This window comes from Imperialibacter sp. EC-SDR9, from assembly GCF_902498805.1.
Classification (GTDB): Bacteria; Bacteroidota; Bacteroidia; order Cytophagales; family Cyclobacteriaceae; genus Imperialibacter.
Genome location: NZ_LR701578.1, coordinates 40,974 through 56,689 on the forward strand (window position 1 = coordinate 40,974; position 15,716 = coordinate 56,689).

16 protein-coding genes and 1 tRNA gene are annotated in these 15,716 nt (G+C 45.8%); 6 read left to right on the plus strand and 11 right to left on the minus strand.

Features of this window, described 5'->3' with window-relative positions; all coding sequences use genetic code 11:
• Window position 1: 1 nt before the first annotated feature.
• Window positions 2-985, minus strand: coding sequence for a type I phosphomannose isomerase catalytic subunit (locus GC130_RS07160; protein WP_151997795.1), 984 nt, complete (start codon window positions 983-985; stop codon window positions 2-4).
• 33 nt (window positions 986-1,018) lie between these two features.
• Here GC130_RS07160 and GC130_RS07165 point away from each other — a divergent pair, with 33 nt between their 5' ends.
• The gene (locus GC130_RS07165) at window positions 1,019-1,378 is read left to right on the plus strand and encodes a YraN family protein (RefSeq protein ID WP_151997602.1); all 360 of its coding nucleotides are present in this window, start codon (window positions 1,019-1,021) and stop codon (window positions 1,376-1,378) included.
• 5 nt (window positions 1,379-1,383) lie between these two features.
• Here GC130_RS07165 and GC130_RS07170 read toward each other — a convergent pair whose 3' ends face one another.
• Complete coding sequence (locus GC130_RS07170) at window positions 1,384-2,223, minus strand: toxin-antitoxin system YwqK family antitoxin (RefSeq protein WP_226940396.1); 840 nt, start codon at window positions 2,221-2,223, stop codon at window positions 1,384-1,386.
• Window positions 2,224-2,469: 246 nt separating this feature from the next.
• Between GC130_RS07170 and GC130_RS07175 the strand changes: the two genes are divergently transcribed.
• The gene (locus GC130_RS07175) at window positions 2,470-3,378 is read left to right on the plus strand and encodes an SMP-30/gluconolactonase/LRE family protein (RefSeq protein WP_151997603.1); all 909 of its coding nucleotides are present in this window, start codon (window positions 2,470-2,472) and stop codon (window positions 3,376-3,378) included.
• A 62-nt stretch (window positions 3,379-3,440) separates the two neighbouring features.
• On the opposite strand, the gene GC130_RS07180 is transcribed toward GC130_RS07175, so the two are convergent.
• Window positions 3,441-3,514: transfer RNA gene (locus GC130_RS07180), tRNA-Arg, on the minus strand.
• A gap of 234 nt (window positions 3,515-3,748) precedes the next feature.
• On the opposite strand from GC130_RS07180, the gene GC130_RS07185 reads away from it, so the two are divergent.
• A complete protein-coding gene (locus GC130_RS07185; RefSeq protein ID WP_151997604.1) occupies window positions 3,749-4,489 on the plus strand; it encodes an outer membrane beta-barrel protein in 741 nt (246 codons plus the stop codon).
• Window positions 4,490-4,491: 2 nt separating this feature from the next.
• Here the strand turns inward: GC130_RS07185 and GC130_RS07190 are convergent, their stop codons facing one another.
• Both GC130_RS07190 and rpoN read right to left on the minus strand, forming a co-directional pair.
• The gene (locus GC130_RS07190; protein ID WP_151997605.1) at window positions 4,492-5,097 is read right to left on the minus strand and encodes a PA-phosphatase; all 606 of its coding nucleotides are present in this window, start codon (window positions 5,095-5,097) and stop codon (window positions 4,492-4,494) included.
• A gap of 14 nt (window positions 5,098-5,111) precedes the next feature.
• Entirely contained in the window at window positions 5,112-6,554 is a 1,443-nt protein-coding gene (gene rpoN / locus GC130_RS07195) for an RNA polymerase factor sigma-54 (RefSeq protein ID WP_151997606.1), read from the minus strand.
• 299 nt (window positions 6,555-6,853) lie between these two features.
• Between rpoN and asnS the strand changes: the two genes are divergently transcribed.
• Window positions 6,854-8,305: an asparagine--tRNA ligase gene (asnS, locus tag GC130_RS07200; protein ID WP_151997607.1), complete on the plus strand. Its 1,452-nt coding sequence runs from the start codon at window positions 6,854-6,856 to the stop codon at window positions 8,303-8,305.
• Window positions 8,306-8,377: 72 nt separating this feature from the next.
• Here the strand turns inward: asnS and GC130_RS07205 are convergent, their stop codons facing one another.
• Together GC130_RS07205 and GC130_RS07210 are read right to left on the minus strand one after the other, a co-directional pair.
• Window positions 8,378-8,764: a T9SS type A sorting domain-containing protein gene (locus GC130_RS07205; RefSeq protein WP_151997608.1), complete on the minus strand. Its 387-nt coding sequence runs from the start codon at window positions 8,762-8,764 to the stop codon at window positions 8,378-8,380.
• A 173-nt stretch (window positions 8,765-8,937) separates the two neighbouring features.
• Window positions 8,938-10,431: an NAD(P)H-hydrate dehydratase gene (locus GC130_RS07210; RefSeq protein WP_151997609.1), complete on the minus strand. Its 1,494-nt coding sequence runs from the start codon at window positions 10,429-10,431 to the stop codon at window positions 8,938-8,940.
• Window positions 10,432-10,568: 137 nt separating this feature from the next.
• On the opposite strand from GC130_RS07210, the gene GC130_RS07215 reads away from it, so the two are divergent.
• Together GC130_RS07215 and GC130_RS07220 are read left to right on the plus strand one after the other, a co-directional pair.
• Window positions 10,569-11,462: a bestrophin family protein gene (locus GC130_RS07215; protein WP_151997610.1), complete on the plus strand. Its 894-nt coding sequence runs from the start codon at window positions 10,569-10,571 to the stop codon at window positions 11,460-11,462.
• The gene (locus GC130_RS07220; RefSeq protein ID WP_151997611.1) at window positions 11,459-11,644 is read left to right on the plus strand and encodes a hypothetical protein; all 186 of its coding nucleotides are present in this window, start codon (window positions 11,459-11,461) and stop codon (window positions 11,642-11,644) included. Before GC130_RS07215 ends, GC130_RS07220 begins: the two co-directional genes overlap by 4 nt.
• Window positions 11,645-11,695: 51 nt before the next feature.
• On the opposite strand, the gene lipA is transcribed toward GC130_RS07220, so the two are convergent.
• The 4 genes from lipA to GC130_RS07240 all read right to left on the minus strand — a co-directional run bounded on the left by lipA (window position 11,696) and on the right by GC130_RS07240 (window position 15,706).
• Window positions 11,696-12,583 (minus strand): lipoyl synthase, encoded by an 888-nt coding sequence (lipA, locus tag GC130_RS07225; protein WP_151997612.1) that lies wholly within the window; start codon window positions 12,581-12,583, stop codon window positions 11,696-11,698.
• Window positions 12,584-12,661: 78 nt separating this feature from the next.
• Window positions 12,662-13,387, minus strand: a complete 726-nt coding sequence (locus tag GC130_RS07230) for a hypothetical protein (protein ID WP_151997613.1) — start codon at window positions 13,385-13,387, stop codon at window positions 12,662-12,664.
• 230 nt (window positions 13,388-13,617) lie between these two features.
• The gene (gene ytxJ, locus GC130_RS07235; RefSeq protein ID WP_339788592.1) at window positions 13,618-13,971 is read right to left on the minus strand and encodes a bacillithiol system redox-active protein YtxJ; all 354 of its coding nucleotides are present in this window, start codon (window positions 13,969-13,971) and stop codon (window positions 13,618-13,620) included.
• 1 nt (window position 13,972) lies between these two features.
• Window positions 13,973-15,706: a hypothetical protein gene (locus tag GC130_RS07240; protein ID WP_226940397.1), complete on the minus strand. Its 1,734-nt coding sequence runs from the start codon at window positions 15,704-15,706 to the stop codon at window positions 13,973-13,975.
• Window positions 15,707-15,716 lie beyond the last annotated feature (10 nt).

Sequence of the window (15,716 nt, forward strand, 5' to 3'; positions counted from 1 at the left end):
GTTAGCTGATATAGGATTCCAACATTTTGAATCCCGAAGTAGTTTCAAGCGTTACTTTCTTCAATTCAGCCGGTAGTAGCACACAGTCTCCCATTTTCACTTCTATGCTTCCGCCGTCATAAGCTATGTTCAGCTCACCGCTCATGCATACGTAAATAATAAACGAGTCGAGGTAGTGGTAGTCACGCTCAATATCCTTGGTGCATTCAAGCTTATTTGTGATGAAATATGGGCTCTTCACAAGCTTCACCGGCTCATTCAACTTGTTCTGATACATTGTCTTGTAATGCTCATGGTAGGTGTAGTCAATCGCATCCAGCGACTCATCCACATGCAACTCCCTCTTGTTGCCTTTGTCGTCTACTCTGTCAAAGTCGTAAATGCGGTAGGTAGTGTCAGATGTTTGCTGAATCTCGGCCAGCAACAACCCCTTGCCAATGGTGTGCACCCTGCCAGCTGGCAAATAAAACACGTCGTCGTTGAATACTTTCTCATGGTTCAACACGTCCATTATTCGTCCTCTTTCGAAGTAGTCCAGGAATTTCTCCTTAGACATTTTGCGGTTAAACCCCGTGATGAGCTCCGCACCATGGTCGGCCTGGAAAATATACCACATCTCCGTCTTACCATGTCCATTGTGACGAGCCTTGGCCAGTTCATCATTTGGGTGCACCTGTATGCTGAGATCATCATTGGCATCGATAAACTTCACCAGCAAAGGGAATTCGTCGCCAAACTTCTCATAGATTTTTTCACCAACCAGCGCAGCCTCAAACTTCTGGATCAGCTCCTTGAGGTTCATGCCCTCCAAATGTCCCTCTGCCACCTCGGAGATATTGCCCTCAACGCCTGAGATTTCCCAGGTTTCTCCGCAATTGGGCAACTTGCCAAAGTCTTTGCCAAGTATGGTCTTAATTTTCTGTCCACCCCAAATTTTGTCTTTGAAGATGGTTTTAAACTTTAAAGGATATAATTTTAGTTGTATCACGTTTATCGAATCTAATCCGCAAATATATAAATGCCTGCCAAGTCACATAACCAAAGCGTAGGGAAAAAAGGAGAAATAATTGCCACAGACCATTTGCGAAAAGCAGGTTATGAAATAATTGCAAAAAACTATAGGGCTGGTCGGGGTGAAATTGACATAATCGCAAAACTTGCGGCCACCCTGATATTTGTTGAAGTGAAAACCCGATCCAATGGAAAATTTGGCTATCCGGAGGAAGCTGTAACTCAAAAAAAAGCTGACAAACTAATAGAAACAGCCCAGGCGTATATGGAAGAAGTTAACTGGGAGGGCAACATTAGGTTCGATATTATTTCCGTCGACTTGCAGCGCAGTGCCGAAATAACCCACTTTGAAGATGCCTTTCACTAAATGATTTACTTTAGCTGCACCATTAAGCGCTCCCTGTCATATATCAACTCTCCTTTGTCATTCCATTCCCTCAGAATGACTGGACTAAAGCTTTCGTCGAAAGGATCTTTTGAATACTCGACCTCACGCTTTCTCCTGTTCCTGATAGGGTAATACTCCCGCCAAACGCCAACTTTGTGGTCAAACTTATACTCGCCCATTACGGCTATCTGTCCGTTGGCATGAAAAGCATAGTAGTAGCCTTCCTTCTCCCCATACTCAATCGGAATTACTTCCTTCATTTTGGTTCGTTCAACGTCCCAATAAGCAATTTTTGACTCCCTTGGCCAACCCTTGTAGTACTTTTCCTTGTTGAGGAGAATGTCGGATTTATTGAGTTCTACCCATCGACCGTGTTTCGTACCCTTGTAGAAAAACCCTTCTTCCAGCACCTGATCCCCCAATACTTTGCGGTAGGGGCCGTGCAAAATTCCGGCATACTCCTTGTCGATATTTCTGCTGGCTACAATTTTCTTTCTTTTGAAATTGTACCAATAAATATCTCTCACATATTCATCCGGCTCCTGATACACTTTCAGGTAGCTAAACAATTCCAGTACCGTATTCTCTCCAAAGCCCGTTCTGGTGAAACCCTTCTTCGTCTTTACTCCATAGTACACGTTCCTCTTTGGCTTTTTCTTCTTGACGTCGATTTTCTCATTCTCCTCGTCCAGGGCATCCAGGTCAATGGTAAGGGGGGAATCATATTTGGGCTCAAACGAAAATTCCTCCTCCTGCGCCTGAAGAGGGCCAGAGGCTAAAAGCAGCAATACGAAAACAGAGGATATTTGATATTTTATTGCCATTGACACTTCAACGAGTAGAAGGGAACGGATATTTTGCGAAAAATAGGAAAAAGAATCCTATTTATCAGGATGAGGGCGTCTATCGAGCAGACGTTCTTGTCGTACGTCATGAAATTGAAATGGACAGCTGTAGTTTCAAAAGTGCCCTGTTGCACAATCCAATTAACTCCCACATATTTAAGGGTTGATGACTGACCAAAACGAACCTATTCCGATAGATTCTCGCTAAATTGAAACCCCCATACCATGACCAAACCCCTGGCCCAATCTTACAAAGTAGTCACTTCCAACCGCTGCTTATTGGGCGAAGGCCCCGTGTGGGACAGCCAACGGCAAATCATCTGCTGGCTGGACATCCTGAATGGCATTATTCATGAGTACAGCCCGTCTAAAAACAGCCACCGGCAAATCCCACTGCACGATATGGTCGGAGCAGTGGCCTTGTGCAAAAACGGTGACTTCATCGCCGCCATGAAAAGCGGACTAGCCATAGTTGAACGGAACAATGGAGCTGTAAAGCCGCTGGTTGATCCGGAAAGTCACCTGCCAGGCAACCGCTTCAACGAAGGAAAATGTGATCCGGCGGGTCGCCTCTGGGCGGGCACCATGGCACTATCGGAAGTGGAAGGAGCCGGTAATCTTTACATGCTCGACACCGATGGCACTTGCACGTTAAAAATACCCGGCGTCAGCATCTCCAACGGCCTGGCATGGACTTCCGACCATAGAACAATGTACTATATCGATTCACCCACCCGAAAGGTGGTGGCTTATGACTACAAGCATGCAACCGGCCATATTTCCAATCAGCGAGTAGCGATCTCCATTCCTGAGAAAGAAGGCTCTCCCGACGGCATGACCATCGATAGCGAAGGCATGCTGTGGATCGGTCACTGGGACGGCTGGCAAGTTGCCCGCTGGAACCCGCTATCAGGGCAAAAGCTGTTGAGCATCCGCATGCCAGCTGCCCGCATTACTTCCTGCACTTTCGGAGGGGATGACCTACGAGACCTCTATATCACATCGGCCAGAGTAGGGCTCACTAACGAACAGCTCGAAGAGCAGCCACTGGCGGGGTCACTTTTTGTGGTAGAAAATTGCGGGTTCAAAGGGACGGAGGCAGTTAAGTTCGGTTATAGCGAAGCAAGTCTTTGACCGGAACAGCACAAAAAAAGGAAAGCCTCCCATTGCTGAGAAGCTTTCCTGAAACCGATTCGTGAACCTGGAGGGAGTCGAACCCCCAACCTTCTGATCCGTAGTCAAATGCTCTATCCAGTTAAGCTACAGGTCCAGTTATTTATTTCCGGCTATTCCCCAACCATCTCGCCAGCTTTCTTGTCATGTTAAACAAGAGGCAAGGCTTTCCGGTTGAATCACTGATCAGATGCTGAATTTACACCTCATCATTAATTACGGGGTGCAAAGTTAATATATCTTGATTCATTAAAAAAGACTTTGACATTCTTAGTTAGTAATTTTAAGTTATCTTTGCGCTCTATTATTCAAAAAAGCAACGTTTCTATTCATGCAGCGATTCATTTTATTAGCTCTATCGGTATTAACATTCACTTTTACTGCGTCTGGCAATGCCGGCACAGAGCCTAACGACAATAAAGAAACGCAACAAGTACATGGGCCAAGGCCCGACCTGCCAGGCAAGCTGCTGATCAATTTGGGCTCAAGTTATTTTGTGGATGCTCCGGAAGGAATGAAAACGAAAGTATTTGAATCACGCCCATTGGATTTGTATTATACCTATCACTTCGATATCCCCAGCTTGAAGCTTTCCTTCGTGCCAGGCATCGGCTTTGGCTTTGATAGATATAGCTTTAAGAAAGCCGTGGGGCTGAGCTACGAAACAACGGGAGGTGAAACCAACCTCGTGCTGGATTCCATTGCCGATGTAAAGGTATTGAGGAGTAAATTAATCACTAACTACATAGACGTTCCATTGGAGCTGCGGTTTGTCCCCAACTTGGAAAACAAAGAGCGTAGTGTGTTTGTTGGTGTTGGCGGCTCCATAGGTTATCTGTTTGAGGCGCATACCAAGTTCAAATACGAGGACGATGGAGGCAAGAAAATGACCAAGCAGAGAGAAGATTGGAATCTTAACAAAATAAGATACAGTGTACATGCCAGGCTGGGCATTGGCGGATTCTCTGTCTACTACAAAATGGGATTGAGCGACGTTTTCCAAAGTGGCAAAGGCCCGAACGGCATCAACGTTACTGCCAATACAATCGGCATCTCGTTTAACGGCTTCTAAGGCTAGGAAAATACCATCATCATCAGGTAACAAAATCCTCCTCCGAGAGCAGCGCCAGCTGCCACTTGAGAAAAACTATGGGCTTGCAGCACCAACCGGGCTGTCATTACCCATCCCAGCACAACAATTGCCGCCACAAAAGGGATAAGTAACTCGCTTCCCGGAAAAATATGGACCAGGGCCAAAATAAAGCCCACCACGCCTCCGATGCCGGCACTGTGAATACTTATTTTCCAGAAGAAAGTGATTCCCGTAAGCAACACAATCAGCAAAGTGGTGGTGAGCATCAGTAGCACCAACACAGGATTTAGAGTAAGCTTACTATAAAACATATAGGTAGTTACCCCATAAAAACTAGTAATAAAAACAAAAGGAACCAGCCTGTCATTTTTATCGTGCATTTGAAGGCTTTTGATAGTTGAAGTGAGCCTAAGCGCCAAAAGACTCAGCACAGGTATAATCAGAGTGGTGGTGGACAGCGCCAGCAGAATGTACGGCACATTTTCGTCGGCCAGCGGCCTGAACGCCTGAGGCACGTACCGAAAAATAACAAAAAACATGATCGTCGGCAGAAGAAGCGGGTGAAAGACCACCGATAATGCCTGCATAAAAAACCTTAGCACTAGAGCTCCTTCCTTAATCTGGCCACAGGAATATTTAGTTGTTCCCGGTATTTGGCTACAGTTCGCCTGGCGATTTGATACCCCTTCTTTTTAAGCAATTTTTCAAGTTTATCGTCCGAAAGCGGCTTGCGCTTTTCTTCGGCGTCAATCATTTCTTTCAGGAAATGCTTCACCTCTCTGCTACTTACATCGTCGCCGGAGTCGGTAGAAATCCCCTCCGAAAAGAAATACTTCAATGGATATATGCCAAATTCCGTTTGAATAGTTTTGGAGTTGGCCACTCTCGACACCGTGGAAATATCCATTCCTATCTCTTCCGCTATATCTTTCAAAATCATTGGCCTCAGCTTGCTCTCGTCTCCCTCAAGGAAAAAGTCGTACTGATACTTAATGATTGAGTTCATTGTATTGAGCAACGTTTGCTGGCGTTGCTTGATGGCGTCGATGAACCACTTCGCCGAATCAAGCTTTTGCTTCACAAAAGTGACGGTCTCCTTGAGTTTCTTGTCCTTCTTGTTGCTCTTATCGTAGGCCTGAAGCATTTCCGAATAGTCCCGGCTTACCTTCAACTCAGGAGCATTTCTGGAATTCAAAGAGAGTTCCAGGTTTCCATGATTGTTAAAGAGCATAAAGTCTGGAATGAGGTACTGCGTTTTAACAAGGCCAGACCCTACGCCACCGGGCTTTGGATTGAGGTGGGTAATGAGCTTGATCGCCTCCTTCAGCAGTTCATCATCTTCAAGTTCAAGTTTCTTTGAAATTTTGTCGTAGTGCTTTTTAGTAAACTCATCAAAACAGTCGGTGACTACATGATGTGCCAGCTGCGCTACTTCGCCGCCAGTTTCTATTTTCCGGTCGATTTGCAACTGCAGACACTCCTGCAAAGAGCGGGCTCCTATGCCAGCAGGATCAAATTCCTGGATAAGGTGAAGAATTTCTTCCACTTCGTCGGCTTCACATTCAATGTTTTGAGAGAAGGCCATATCGTTCACTATGGCATCCAGGTCTCGCCTGATGTATCCGTCGGCCTCAATACTGCCTATCAGCTGCCTGCCAATGGCATACTGACGCTCGTCCAGCTTGAGAAATCCGAGTTGAGAGATCAGTTGCTCTGACAGCGTGGAGCTCTCACTAAATGGCACCTCACGCTCCTCTTCATCGCCACCGGGGCCGTCACCCTGCATTTTATACCCAGCGTAGTCGTCGTCTGGCAGGTATTCATCAATGTTCAGTTCGTCGCTTGCCGAATTGTCTATATCATCAAAATCATCTGCCTCTTTAGGCTCCTCCTCCTTACCTTCCTCCAACGCAGGATTGATCTCCAATTCCTCTTCGATCCTGGTCTCCAGTTCCGCCGTCGGTACTTGCAGGAGCTTAATGAACTGAATCTGCTGCGGCGACAGCTTCTGACTCAGAGATTGGGTTAAGCCCAGCTTTTGCATACTTCGATTAGTTTAGCCTATTAGTGCTGTAAAATAAGAAATATAAGGTATTTGGCCATTCTTCCCGCCAACTTCATTACGCAATTCGAATCCATAGGTTGAGTCGGCAATGTCGAAATAGTAGAAAGGCCGCATCCGGTTGATTTTTAATGCCTTTCACCTTTGATAAAAGTACTCAATATAGTTTTTTTGCGGCAATTTTAGAGTTCTCAGCTGAGATGAACAAATAGGTTTGGTAAAAATACTGCTACCTTGCGAAAAAAGAGAACCGAGTACTTTTTTAATTAACGATAAATAAGGTGAGCCAGAAAAAAAGGACTAAAATCAAAGACATTCTTCAGCTAGCTGAAGCGAATGTTACAGTGACTGTGAAGGGCTGGGTAAGGACAAAGCGTGAAAACAAGAATGTTGTCTTTATCAACCTTAACGACGGCTCAACTATCAATAACCTTCAAATTGTTGGCGACCCAACTAAATTTGACGAGGCAACGCTGAAAAAAATCACTACCGGGGCTTCATTGTCTGTTGTGGGCTTACTGGTTGCCTCGCAGGGATCCGGGCAGAAGTTTGAATTGCAAGCAGATACAATTGATGTGCTTGGTGTAGCTGATCCTGAGAAGTTTCCATTGCAACCGAAAAAGCACTCTTTGGAATTCCTTCGTGAAATTGCCCACTTAAGACCCCGCACGAATACTTTCAGTGCTATACTGAGAGTACGACACTCCATGATTTTTGCTGTGCATAAGTTCTTTCACGAAAAGGGCTTTTTCAATATCCACACACCCATTATCACCGCTTCAGATGCCGAAGGGGCAGGGGAAATGTTTCGGGTGACCACGCTTGACCTCGACAAGCTGCCAAAGACGGAAGACGGAAAAGTAGACTTTAAGGAAGACTTTTTTGAAAGAGAGGCAAACCTCACCGTATCGGGGCAGCTGGAAGGTGAGCTGACCGCATTGGCTCTTTCGGAGATTTATACTTTTGGCCCCACCTTCAGGGCTGAAAACTCCAACACCACCCGTCACCTGGCTGAATTTTGGATGATTGAGCCTGAAATGGCATTTTATGACCTGGAAGACAACATGGATCTGGCCGAGGAGATGCTCAAATATCTCGTTACTTATGCGCTGGAAAACTGCCAGGAAGACCTTGCCTTTCTTGAGCAGCGAGCCAAAGATGAAGAGAGCACTAAAAAGCAGGAAGAAAGAAGCGAACTCAGCCTTTTAGAAAGGTTGCGCTTTGTGGCTGACAATGAGTTTGTGCGCCTCACTTATACGGAAGCCATCGATATCCTTAGAAATAGCAACTACAACAAGAAAAAGAAGTTCCAATACCTGATTGACGCCTGGGGCGCTGATTTACAGTCGGAGCATGAACGCTACCTGGTTGAAAAGCACTTCAAAAAGCCAGTGATTTTGATCAACTACCCAAAAGAGATCAAGTCATTCTATATGAAGCAAAACGACGATGGAAAAACTGTCGCAGCCATGGACATCCTGTTTCCAGGCATTGGCGAAATTGTAGGGGGCTCACAAAGAGAGGAGAATTACGACAAGCTCACAAACAGAATGAAGGAGCTTGATATGGATGCAGAAAGCATGTGGTGGTTTCTGGACACCAGAAGGTTTGGAACTGTACCCCATAGTGGCTTTGGCCTTGGGTTCGAAAGGCTGATGCTGTTTGTTACAGGCATGAGCAACATCAGAGATGTGATACCCTTCCCAAGAACGCCAGGGAACGCAGAGTTTTAATCCCGTACACACAAAAGAGGCAGCCCCAACGAGTTGGAGCTGCCTCTTTTATTTCACAGTAAGGTTGTATAGTTAGTTCTTAAGAAACTTGATTGCCTTTTTGTACCTGGTATAGTCATCCTTGATGATCAGGAAGTAATACCCGGAATTGAAAGTTTTCACAGGAATCTTGTAGGTGTCCTTCGCCACTTCTTCAGGTTCTATCCTAATAGTGTTCCCAATGATGCTGTGCATCTCAAATTCCACTTTCTTCAAGTTCGAATCTTTTATCTCCACCACAATAAACTCAACGGCGGGGTTAGGATAAACTTCGATTTGATTCTTCAACTCCAGTGTGGGAGTCTGTCTGAAAGCACTTTCAGTAGTCACTTGCTCCTTGTCTTCGGTAGATTGCGCATACCCATTCACCCCGAGAAGGGCGACAAGTAACAATCCGATGACAAATTTAATGAAGCGCATAATCTACATATCTGGAGCCAATAAGGCTATGTAACAAAGTACGAAAAAAAAATAGTAATGTTCTAATGCCTAATTGAAATTTTTGAATGTCTTTTTCGTTATCTGCGGTTTCCTCAAAAATGGAGGTGAAATGAACGGTGAAATTAGACCAGACTCAAAATTCGGCTCGAATATTACAATTTTGTAAACGCCGCTGGAAGAAAATCAATAATGTCAGAGGCGATTAAACCATATTCTCCCCTGGATTGAGCGCCCAAGTCGCCTGAAATTCCATGGAGTAAGACTGCTAAACGAGCGCTTTTTGTTGGGGAAAATGCCTGGGACAGCAGTCCAGCTACAATGCCTGTAAGTACATCGCCGCTCCCTGCGGTGGCCATGCCAGGGTTTCCTGTGCTGTTAAAATAGACCTCTCCTGATGGCGTGCAAATGCTGCTGTACGCTCCTTTTAGAACCACAATCAACTGGTGTTTTTTTGAAAACTCAATTTGTTTGTTCAACCTTTCGTAGTCGTTGCTCCAGTCGCCTACCAGTCGCCTGAACTCCCCGGGGTGGGGTGTTAATATGCTATTGGCTGGAACTTGCTTGAAAAGCTGTGGATTTTGGCTCAAAATATTGAGTCCGTCGGCGTCAATGACCATAGGTTTTGAAACAATCTTCAGAGCGCTTTCAAAGGCCTTAACGGTCACATTATGCGTGCCAAGACCTGGCCCTATAGCGACACAATCAAAGTTTGACAAATCGTTCGGCATTCGGGTAATATGGTCATTATTGGCATCCTCGCTGACCATGGCCTCTGGCACAGCGGCGTGAATGGGCGTTACGGCACAGCCTGACGTATGCACCGTTAGCAGGCCTGCACCAGCCCGCATGCAGGCTTTCGAAGAAAGAATAGCAGCACCGACCTTACCCTTGCTCCCAGCAATCAGCAGCGTACGTCCTGCATCGCCTTTGTGAGCAAACGTGGATCGGTCGGGAAGCTTCAGATCCTCATCCCCCGCCTGCTGATAGTAGTAGGAACATTCCACTTCCTTCACAAACTGCGCCGACAGACCAATGTCAACCGACTTCCATTCACCCACATACGGGTAGTTTTCAGGCAAAAGAAAGGCTAGTTTGGGTGCCTGAAATGTAATTGTAATATCGGAACGGAACGCTATTGCGCCATTCTGGGGTTGATCGCAAAAAAGTCCCGAGGGGATGTCAATGGCCACTTTTCTGGCTTCAATGCCATTCAAAAAGTCTATTAGTTTCGCATAGTCCCCATCAACCGGCCTGTTCAGACCTGAGCCAAACAAGGCATCAACTATAACCAGCTTGTCTGGGATATCCGCAGCGTATATCTCCGACGCTTTGGCCACGCTGACAGCGCCTGTAAGGCGGTTAAGGTTGACCATGAAGTCTTCAGTTCCTTTTTCTGCCGATCCCGCCAGCCACACCTTTACCTCATATTTTAGATCTTTCAGCAGGCGAGCTACGGCAAGACCATCTCCTCCGTTGTTACCTGTTCCGCAAAAAACCCATAAGACGTGGTCACTAAAAAAGTGCTTTTTAAATTCTGCAACAAAGGCATTACTGGCCCTTTCCATCAGGTCAATAGAGGTTATAGGCTCATTTTCTATAGTATAGGCGTCAGCTTCACGGATTTGTTGAGGAGAAAGAATTTTCATAGCGACTGAATTCTCAGTAAGTTAGAAAGCTTTTTTCACAAGGGCTTTAAAATGATGCCATTTGAGCTAGGGAGTTTATTATTCGTTACCTATCTTTTGAGCTGTTTTTAGCAAAACCTACCCTAAATTCTGATCCTATGATTGAGTACAACCCCAAATCCTGGGTTTCCCTAATTTTTGATGTCTACAGCCGATATGTTATCAAATCGCTTTTCCCGCTGCTGGCATTTATGATGGTGTATTCCACATTCTTGACTTATGTACTCGTTGATATATTTGAAATTCATACTTTTTTCGAGGGAGCTATTGTATTTCACTCACTATTAGGAGTAGTGCTCGGTCTTTTCCTGGTACTGAGAACCAACACAGCCTACGACCGCTGGTGGGAAGGCCGAAAATTGTGGGGACAGCTCGTGAATGATACCCGGAGCCTTTCCATGAAGGTCAACGCCTATCTGCCTGAGAAATCCAGAGATGACCGCTCTTACTTTGAGCACATGATTCCAAATTTTGTATATGCCATGAAAGAGCACCTCAGGCACGGCACGAAAATGGAAGAGTTGGAGTTTGAAAACGAATATGATGAACAGAAAGTAAAGGCGTGCGACCACAAACCGAACAAAATCAACGCCATGCTTTTCCAAAGGATAAACGCCATCTTTAAAAAGGGCGAAATCACTGGTGAACAGCTCATTATTTTTGACAAAGAAATTAAAAATTTTGCTGACATCATGGGGGCCTGCGAAAGGATCAAAACGACCCCTATTCCCTACTCCTACAGCATGTATATCAAGAAGTTTCTCTTTATCTACACAATGACCCTCCCATTGGCTTTCGTTGTTGAATTTGGTTATTGGACAGTGGTACTCGTTGGGTTAATCTTCTACATTTTAGTGAGTATTGAGCTCATCGCTGAGGAAATTGAAGATCCGTTTGGAAAGGATATTAATGACCTACCCGTGGAACGTATCTCAATGAATATCAAGAGGAATGTAAAAGAGATCATTCAGGTGGATTTCCCGAAAAAATGAATGAGTACCAGCTACTGCTCATCGTTAACCTGATAGCCGGTGCTGGAATTGTCATTTGGGTCAACAAGAGAAAATACGAGGGGAAGAAGGCAATTATCTATGTGCTGGCGCTTGTGCTACCAATACCTACGCTTCTCTATCTGTATCTGTTGTATAAGTTCACGGATCAGTTAAAAAAATGAAGGCATGGATTGTAGAATCCATGCCTTCATTTTTTCTAAAGTTTCTTCTTGTCAAATAGGCACGTTCACATGCCTTTCAGCATGGTAGCTTGACCTAACCAGTGGGCCGGATTCCACATACTTCAAGCCCCTCTTCAAACCCTCTTCTCTGTACATGTCAAAGGTTTCCGGGTGGATAAACTCAGCCACCTCAATATGCATTTTGGTCGGCTGGAGGTACTGACCCAGCGTCAGAATATCGAGCCCGTTGGCTACCAGGTCGTCGATGGCTTTGAACACCTGATCCTGTGTTTCGCCCAGGCCAAGCATAATACCCGACTTTGTGCGTTTTCCAAGCTCTTTGGTTCTTCTGGTCTGTTCGAGGCTTCTCTCGTACTTGGCTTGCGGGCGCACCCTGCGGTAAAGGCTCTCCACAGTTTCCATGTTGTGAGAAACTACTTCTTGTCCGCCTTCTACCATTCTATAAAGAGCATCCCAATTAGCCTTTACGTCTGGAATAAGCGTTTCTATGGTTGTTTCGGGGCTGGCAAGCTTTGTTTGCACCACAGTTTGGTACCACACCTCAGCGCCTTTATCTTTAAGTTCGTCACGGTTAACTGAAGTAATCACGGCGTGCTTCACTCCCATCAATTTGATGGCTTCGGCCACTCTTCTGGGCTCGTCTTCATCATATTCGGGTGGCCGGCCGGTTGCCACGGCGCAAAAAGTGCAACTGCGTGTACAAACATTACCGAGGATCATGAAAGTGGCGGTGCCTGCTCCCCAGCATTCCCCCATATTTGGGCAGTTGCCACTCTCACAAATCGTATGCAGTTTGTGGGTGTCGACAAGTTGGCGAACCTTGGCGTACTCCTTTCCCACTGGCAGCTTTACTCTTAGCCAGTTGGGCTTTTTCACCCGCTGTGTGGCATCCTGAGAAATTACTGGTAACTCTATCATTGTTAGCTTTCTTCTTCCAATTGAATTATTACAAAATAATACCCTCCATGGTTCACAAACAAATGGAAAATGGAAAGGTTACCGGCGGGCGCCGTAATAGAGTGTGAAAAAGGCCGATGTGAAAAATGCCGTGTTTGTGGCAGCCGGTATGATAATAATCTCTTTTGTGAAAGCTTCTGCCAGCACACCTATTTCAAAACCAGTGACATTACTCTTGAACGTGCCAAATTCGAAGTTGATAGCTGCTTTGGCATTTAAACCTGGCTGTATTTTCGACTGACCAAGGCCCTGAAAAAGCCTCCCAGTTCCCAAAATACCTCCAAAACTATGTCTTGCCGGGTCAAACTGCTCTACTGTAAAAGTACTGGGCCCGGTGGCGTATTTCACATAATAAGGAGCAACTATTCCCAAAGTGGGGCCAGCCGCCCAGCTGGCATTGATCTGAACACCCTGTTGTGGCGCTTTTCGGAACATCAAATAGTCCTTACCATACTGCAAGCGAACAGCATAAAGGTAGTTTTTCTTAGCCCAGACAAATGGATTGCCGTATTGGGAAATATACCTATACTCTTTTGGGTGCTTCACATTGATCAGCTCCATTCCAAAAGTTCGGAAGGTCTTTTCATCCATAGCCTGAGAGTACTTCAGAACGATGCCACCGATGAGTCCGCTGTTGGTGTTTTTATTGATACCCCAGATATATTCTCTTGAATATTCATAGTTCCCGTTGTCCTGTGACTTGGCCACTGACGATGCCAGGAGAATCAAACAAAAGATAGAAAGTCCTGTATTTAGACGTTTCATAAGGGAACCAGATATTTTACACCAAATTAGCTATTTTTAGCTTAATCGTTAATCAGCAAGACTAAGTTTGAATCAAAATGGTTGACTGCCTCGGGGCAAAGGCATGACAACAAATTGATTCGGACTTCAATAACAAATCAACACCTGTTACCCCTATCGCTTAGTAGGCAAATACTCTAAGCAGCGACTGCCAGGCTGTCGACAAGGAAAACAAAATTCCTCTGACGCCTTTAAAGCACAACATCTTTGGTCGCCGACTTGATCGCATCATACGAAATACTGAAATGCGAGGCGTCGTAAACTGGCTTGCCCTGAAAGAGCACTATAGCTTGTGGAGACTGGTGCTCAATACCCAACTCATTTGCCACAGCGTGCGAAGTTGGTCTATTGGCTAGCAGGTCCAGGTAGTAGGGTTTCCAGTCCTTCATCTCACTTTCGTCCCATTTGCGTTCGATCCTGTCCAGTGACGCTGCACTTATAGAACAGCTGGTGCTGTGCTTAAAAATGAGCACTGGATGGGAGTTTGATTCTTCGATAACGCTTTCAATTTGCTCAGGCGAGGTGAGCTTATTCCATTTGATCATACTAATAATTCCAGATGTCTCTTTCTTTTTTGTCGTACTTAGGCTTATCAGGCCCATTTTTAACACCCTTTGCTACCTCTTTGTTCCCGCTCACTCTCACCAATATGATATTAAGCTCCCGCCACTCCTTTCTGAGCTTTCTGGAGTTAATCTTCTTGCCTGTGACATAGGCAATACTGGGGTGGTTATCACCCGCTCCTCGTTTTATTTTAAAACCACCGGTATATTCAGCGAGGCGTCCGGCCTCTTTCTCGGAGTGATGCTTTTCTCTTCCCTCAGTTCTCACCTTCAAGAAGCCGCTGTATTCATTGTACATCAAGGCGTATCCTTTGTCTTGTAGCTTTTCAGCAAACTTAGACACCCTTTTTTCGTCACCCTGCCAGTCGGTGATCATCTCATTATATCTTTTCCTGAAGCTCCTGTCTCTTGGCGTGGTTACGATGGTGGGAATATGGGTAGACACCAGTGGATTATAATTATTGTCTCTTCTCTTTTCTTTATCAGGCAGGGAAAACTGTCTTGCTTCCTCGGAGATTGACCTGTTAACTCCGTTCCCTGGCCGATAGAACCCGGCTTCCTTGCTGTACCTCGGCGTAGCCTTTCCTATTGGGAGAAACCCTGATGTATTATTGAACCCAATTGCCCAACCTCCCTTTTTTACAACAAAGCCGGGGTCTTTGCTATACCTCGGAGAAACGCTTTCCGGCGAAACCTGTTTGGGAGCCTTGCTATACCTGGGGGACACACTTCCAGGAGAAACCAGCTTGGGAGGTACACTGTATCTTGGTGATACACTTTTGGGAGATACCTGCTTGGGTGCCACACTGTAGCGAGGTGAAACACTCTCGGGTGACACTCGCTTCTGAGGTTTGCTATACCTCGGGCCAGCTTTGGCTATTGGCAATATTCCGGGGGTCTTTCTAAAACCAAAAATCCACTTACTCTTGTTGGTCACAAAACCCTGGCTTTCGCTGTACCGTGGCGAAACACTTCCGGGAGAAACCTGCTTAGGTGCTTTGCTATACCTTGGAGATACACTTCCGGGCGACACCCTCTTTTGAGGCTTGCTATAGCGGGGGCCCGCTTTGGCAATTGGAAGTATTCCGGGGGTATTCTTAAAGCCAATGACATAGCCCCCCTTTTTAACGACAAACCCCTGGCTTTGACTGTACCGGGGGTTAACTGACTGAGGGCTTACTCTTGGTTGCGGCACAGAATACCTGGGTGAGGCGGCGTATCGTTTGGTTCGATCAAACCCGGGGTTCTTTGAGTACCTGGGATTTGGTGAATTAGGATTGTAGATGCCAATTCTTGGCGAGAGCCTGATCATGGGCACACGTCTGCGTTGCTTGCTTGCCTTTTCGCTATTGGACCTGTACTTAACTTTTGATTTTCTTCGGGAGACCTTTTCAGGCTCTGAAAAACGGGCGGAGGATCGGGGCGAATTATCGATAGAAACACCGCCGCCAGTTGACTGATAGTTGGCTCCCTGCCTGATATTCTTTTTTGGCCGCTTAACGGTTCTTGTGTCTACTTTCCTGTCTTTCCTTGAAACACGTCCCGCATTGTTTTTTTCGGATCGCCCCTTTTTTCTATTGAGGAAAAAACCGGGGTTTTCAGGCTTTTCGTCAACGGTCTTTAGTTTATTCCTCCCCTCCAGCAACTGACCCCTTGCCGCATCAGCAGAAGCCATCCATAACAGAACGGCCAACAAGCTAATCCAGGTAAGCCTCAAGGCTGATGAG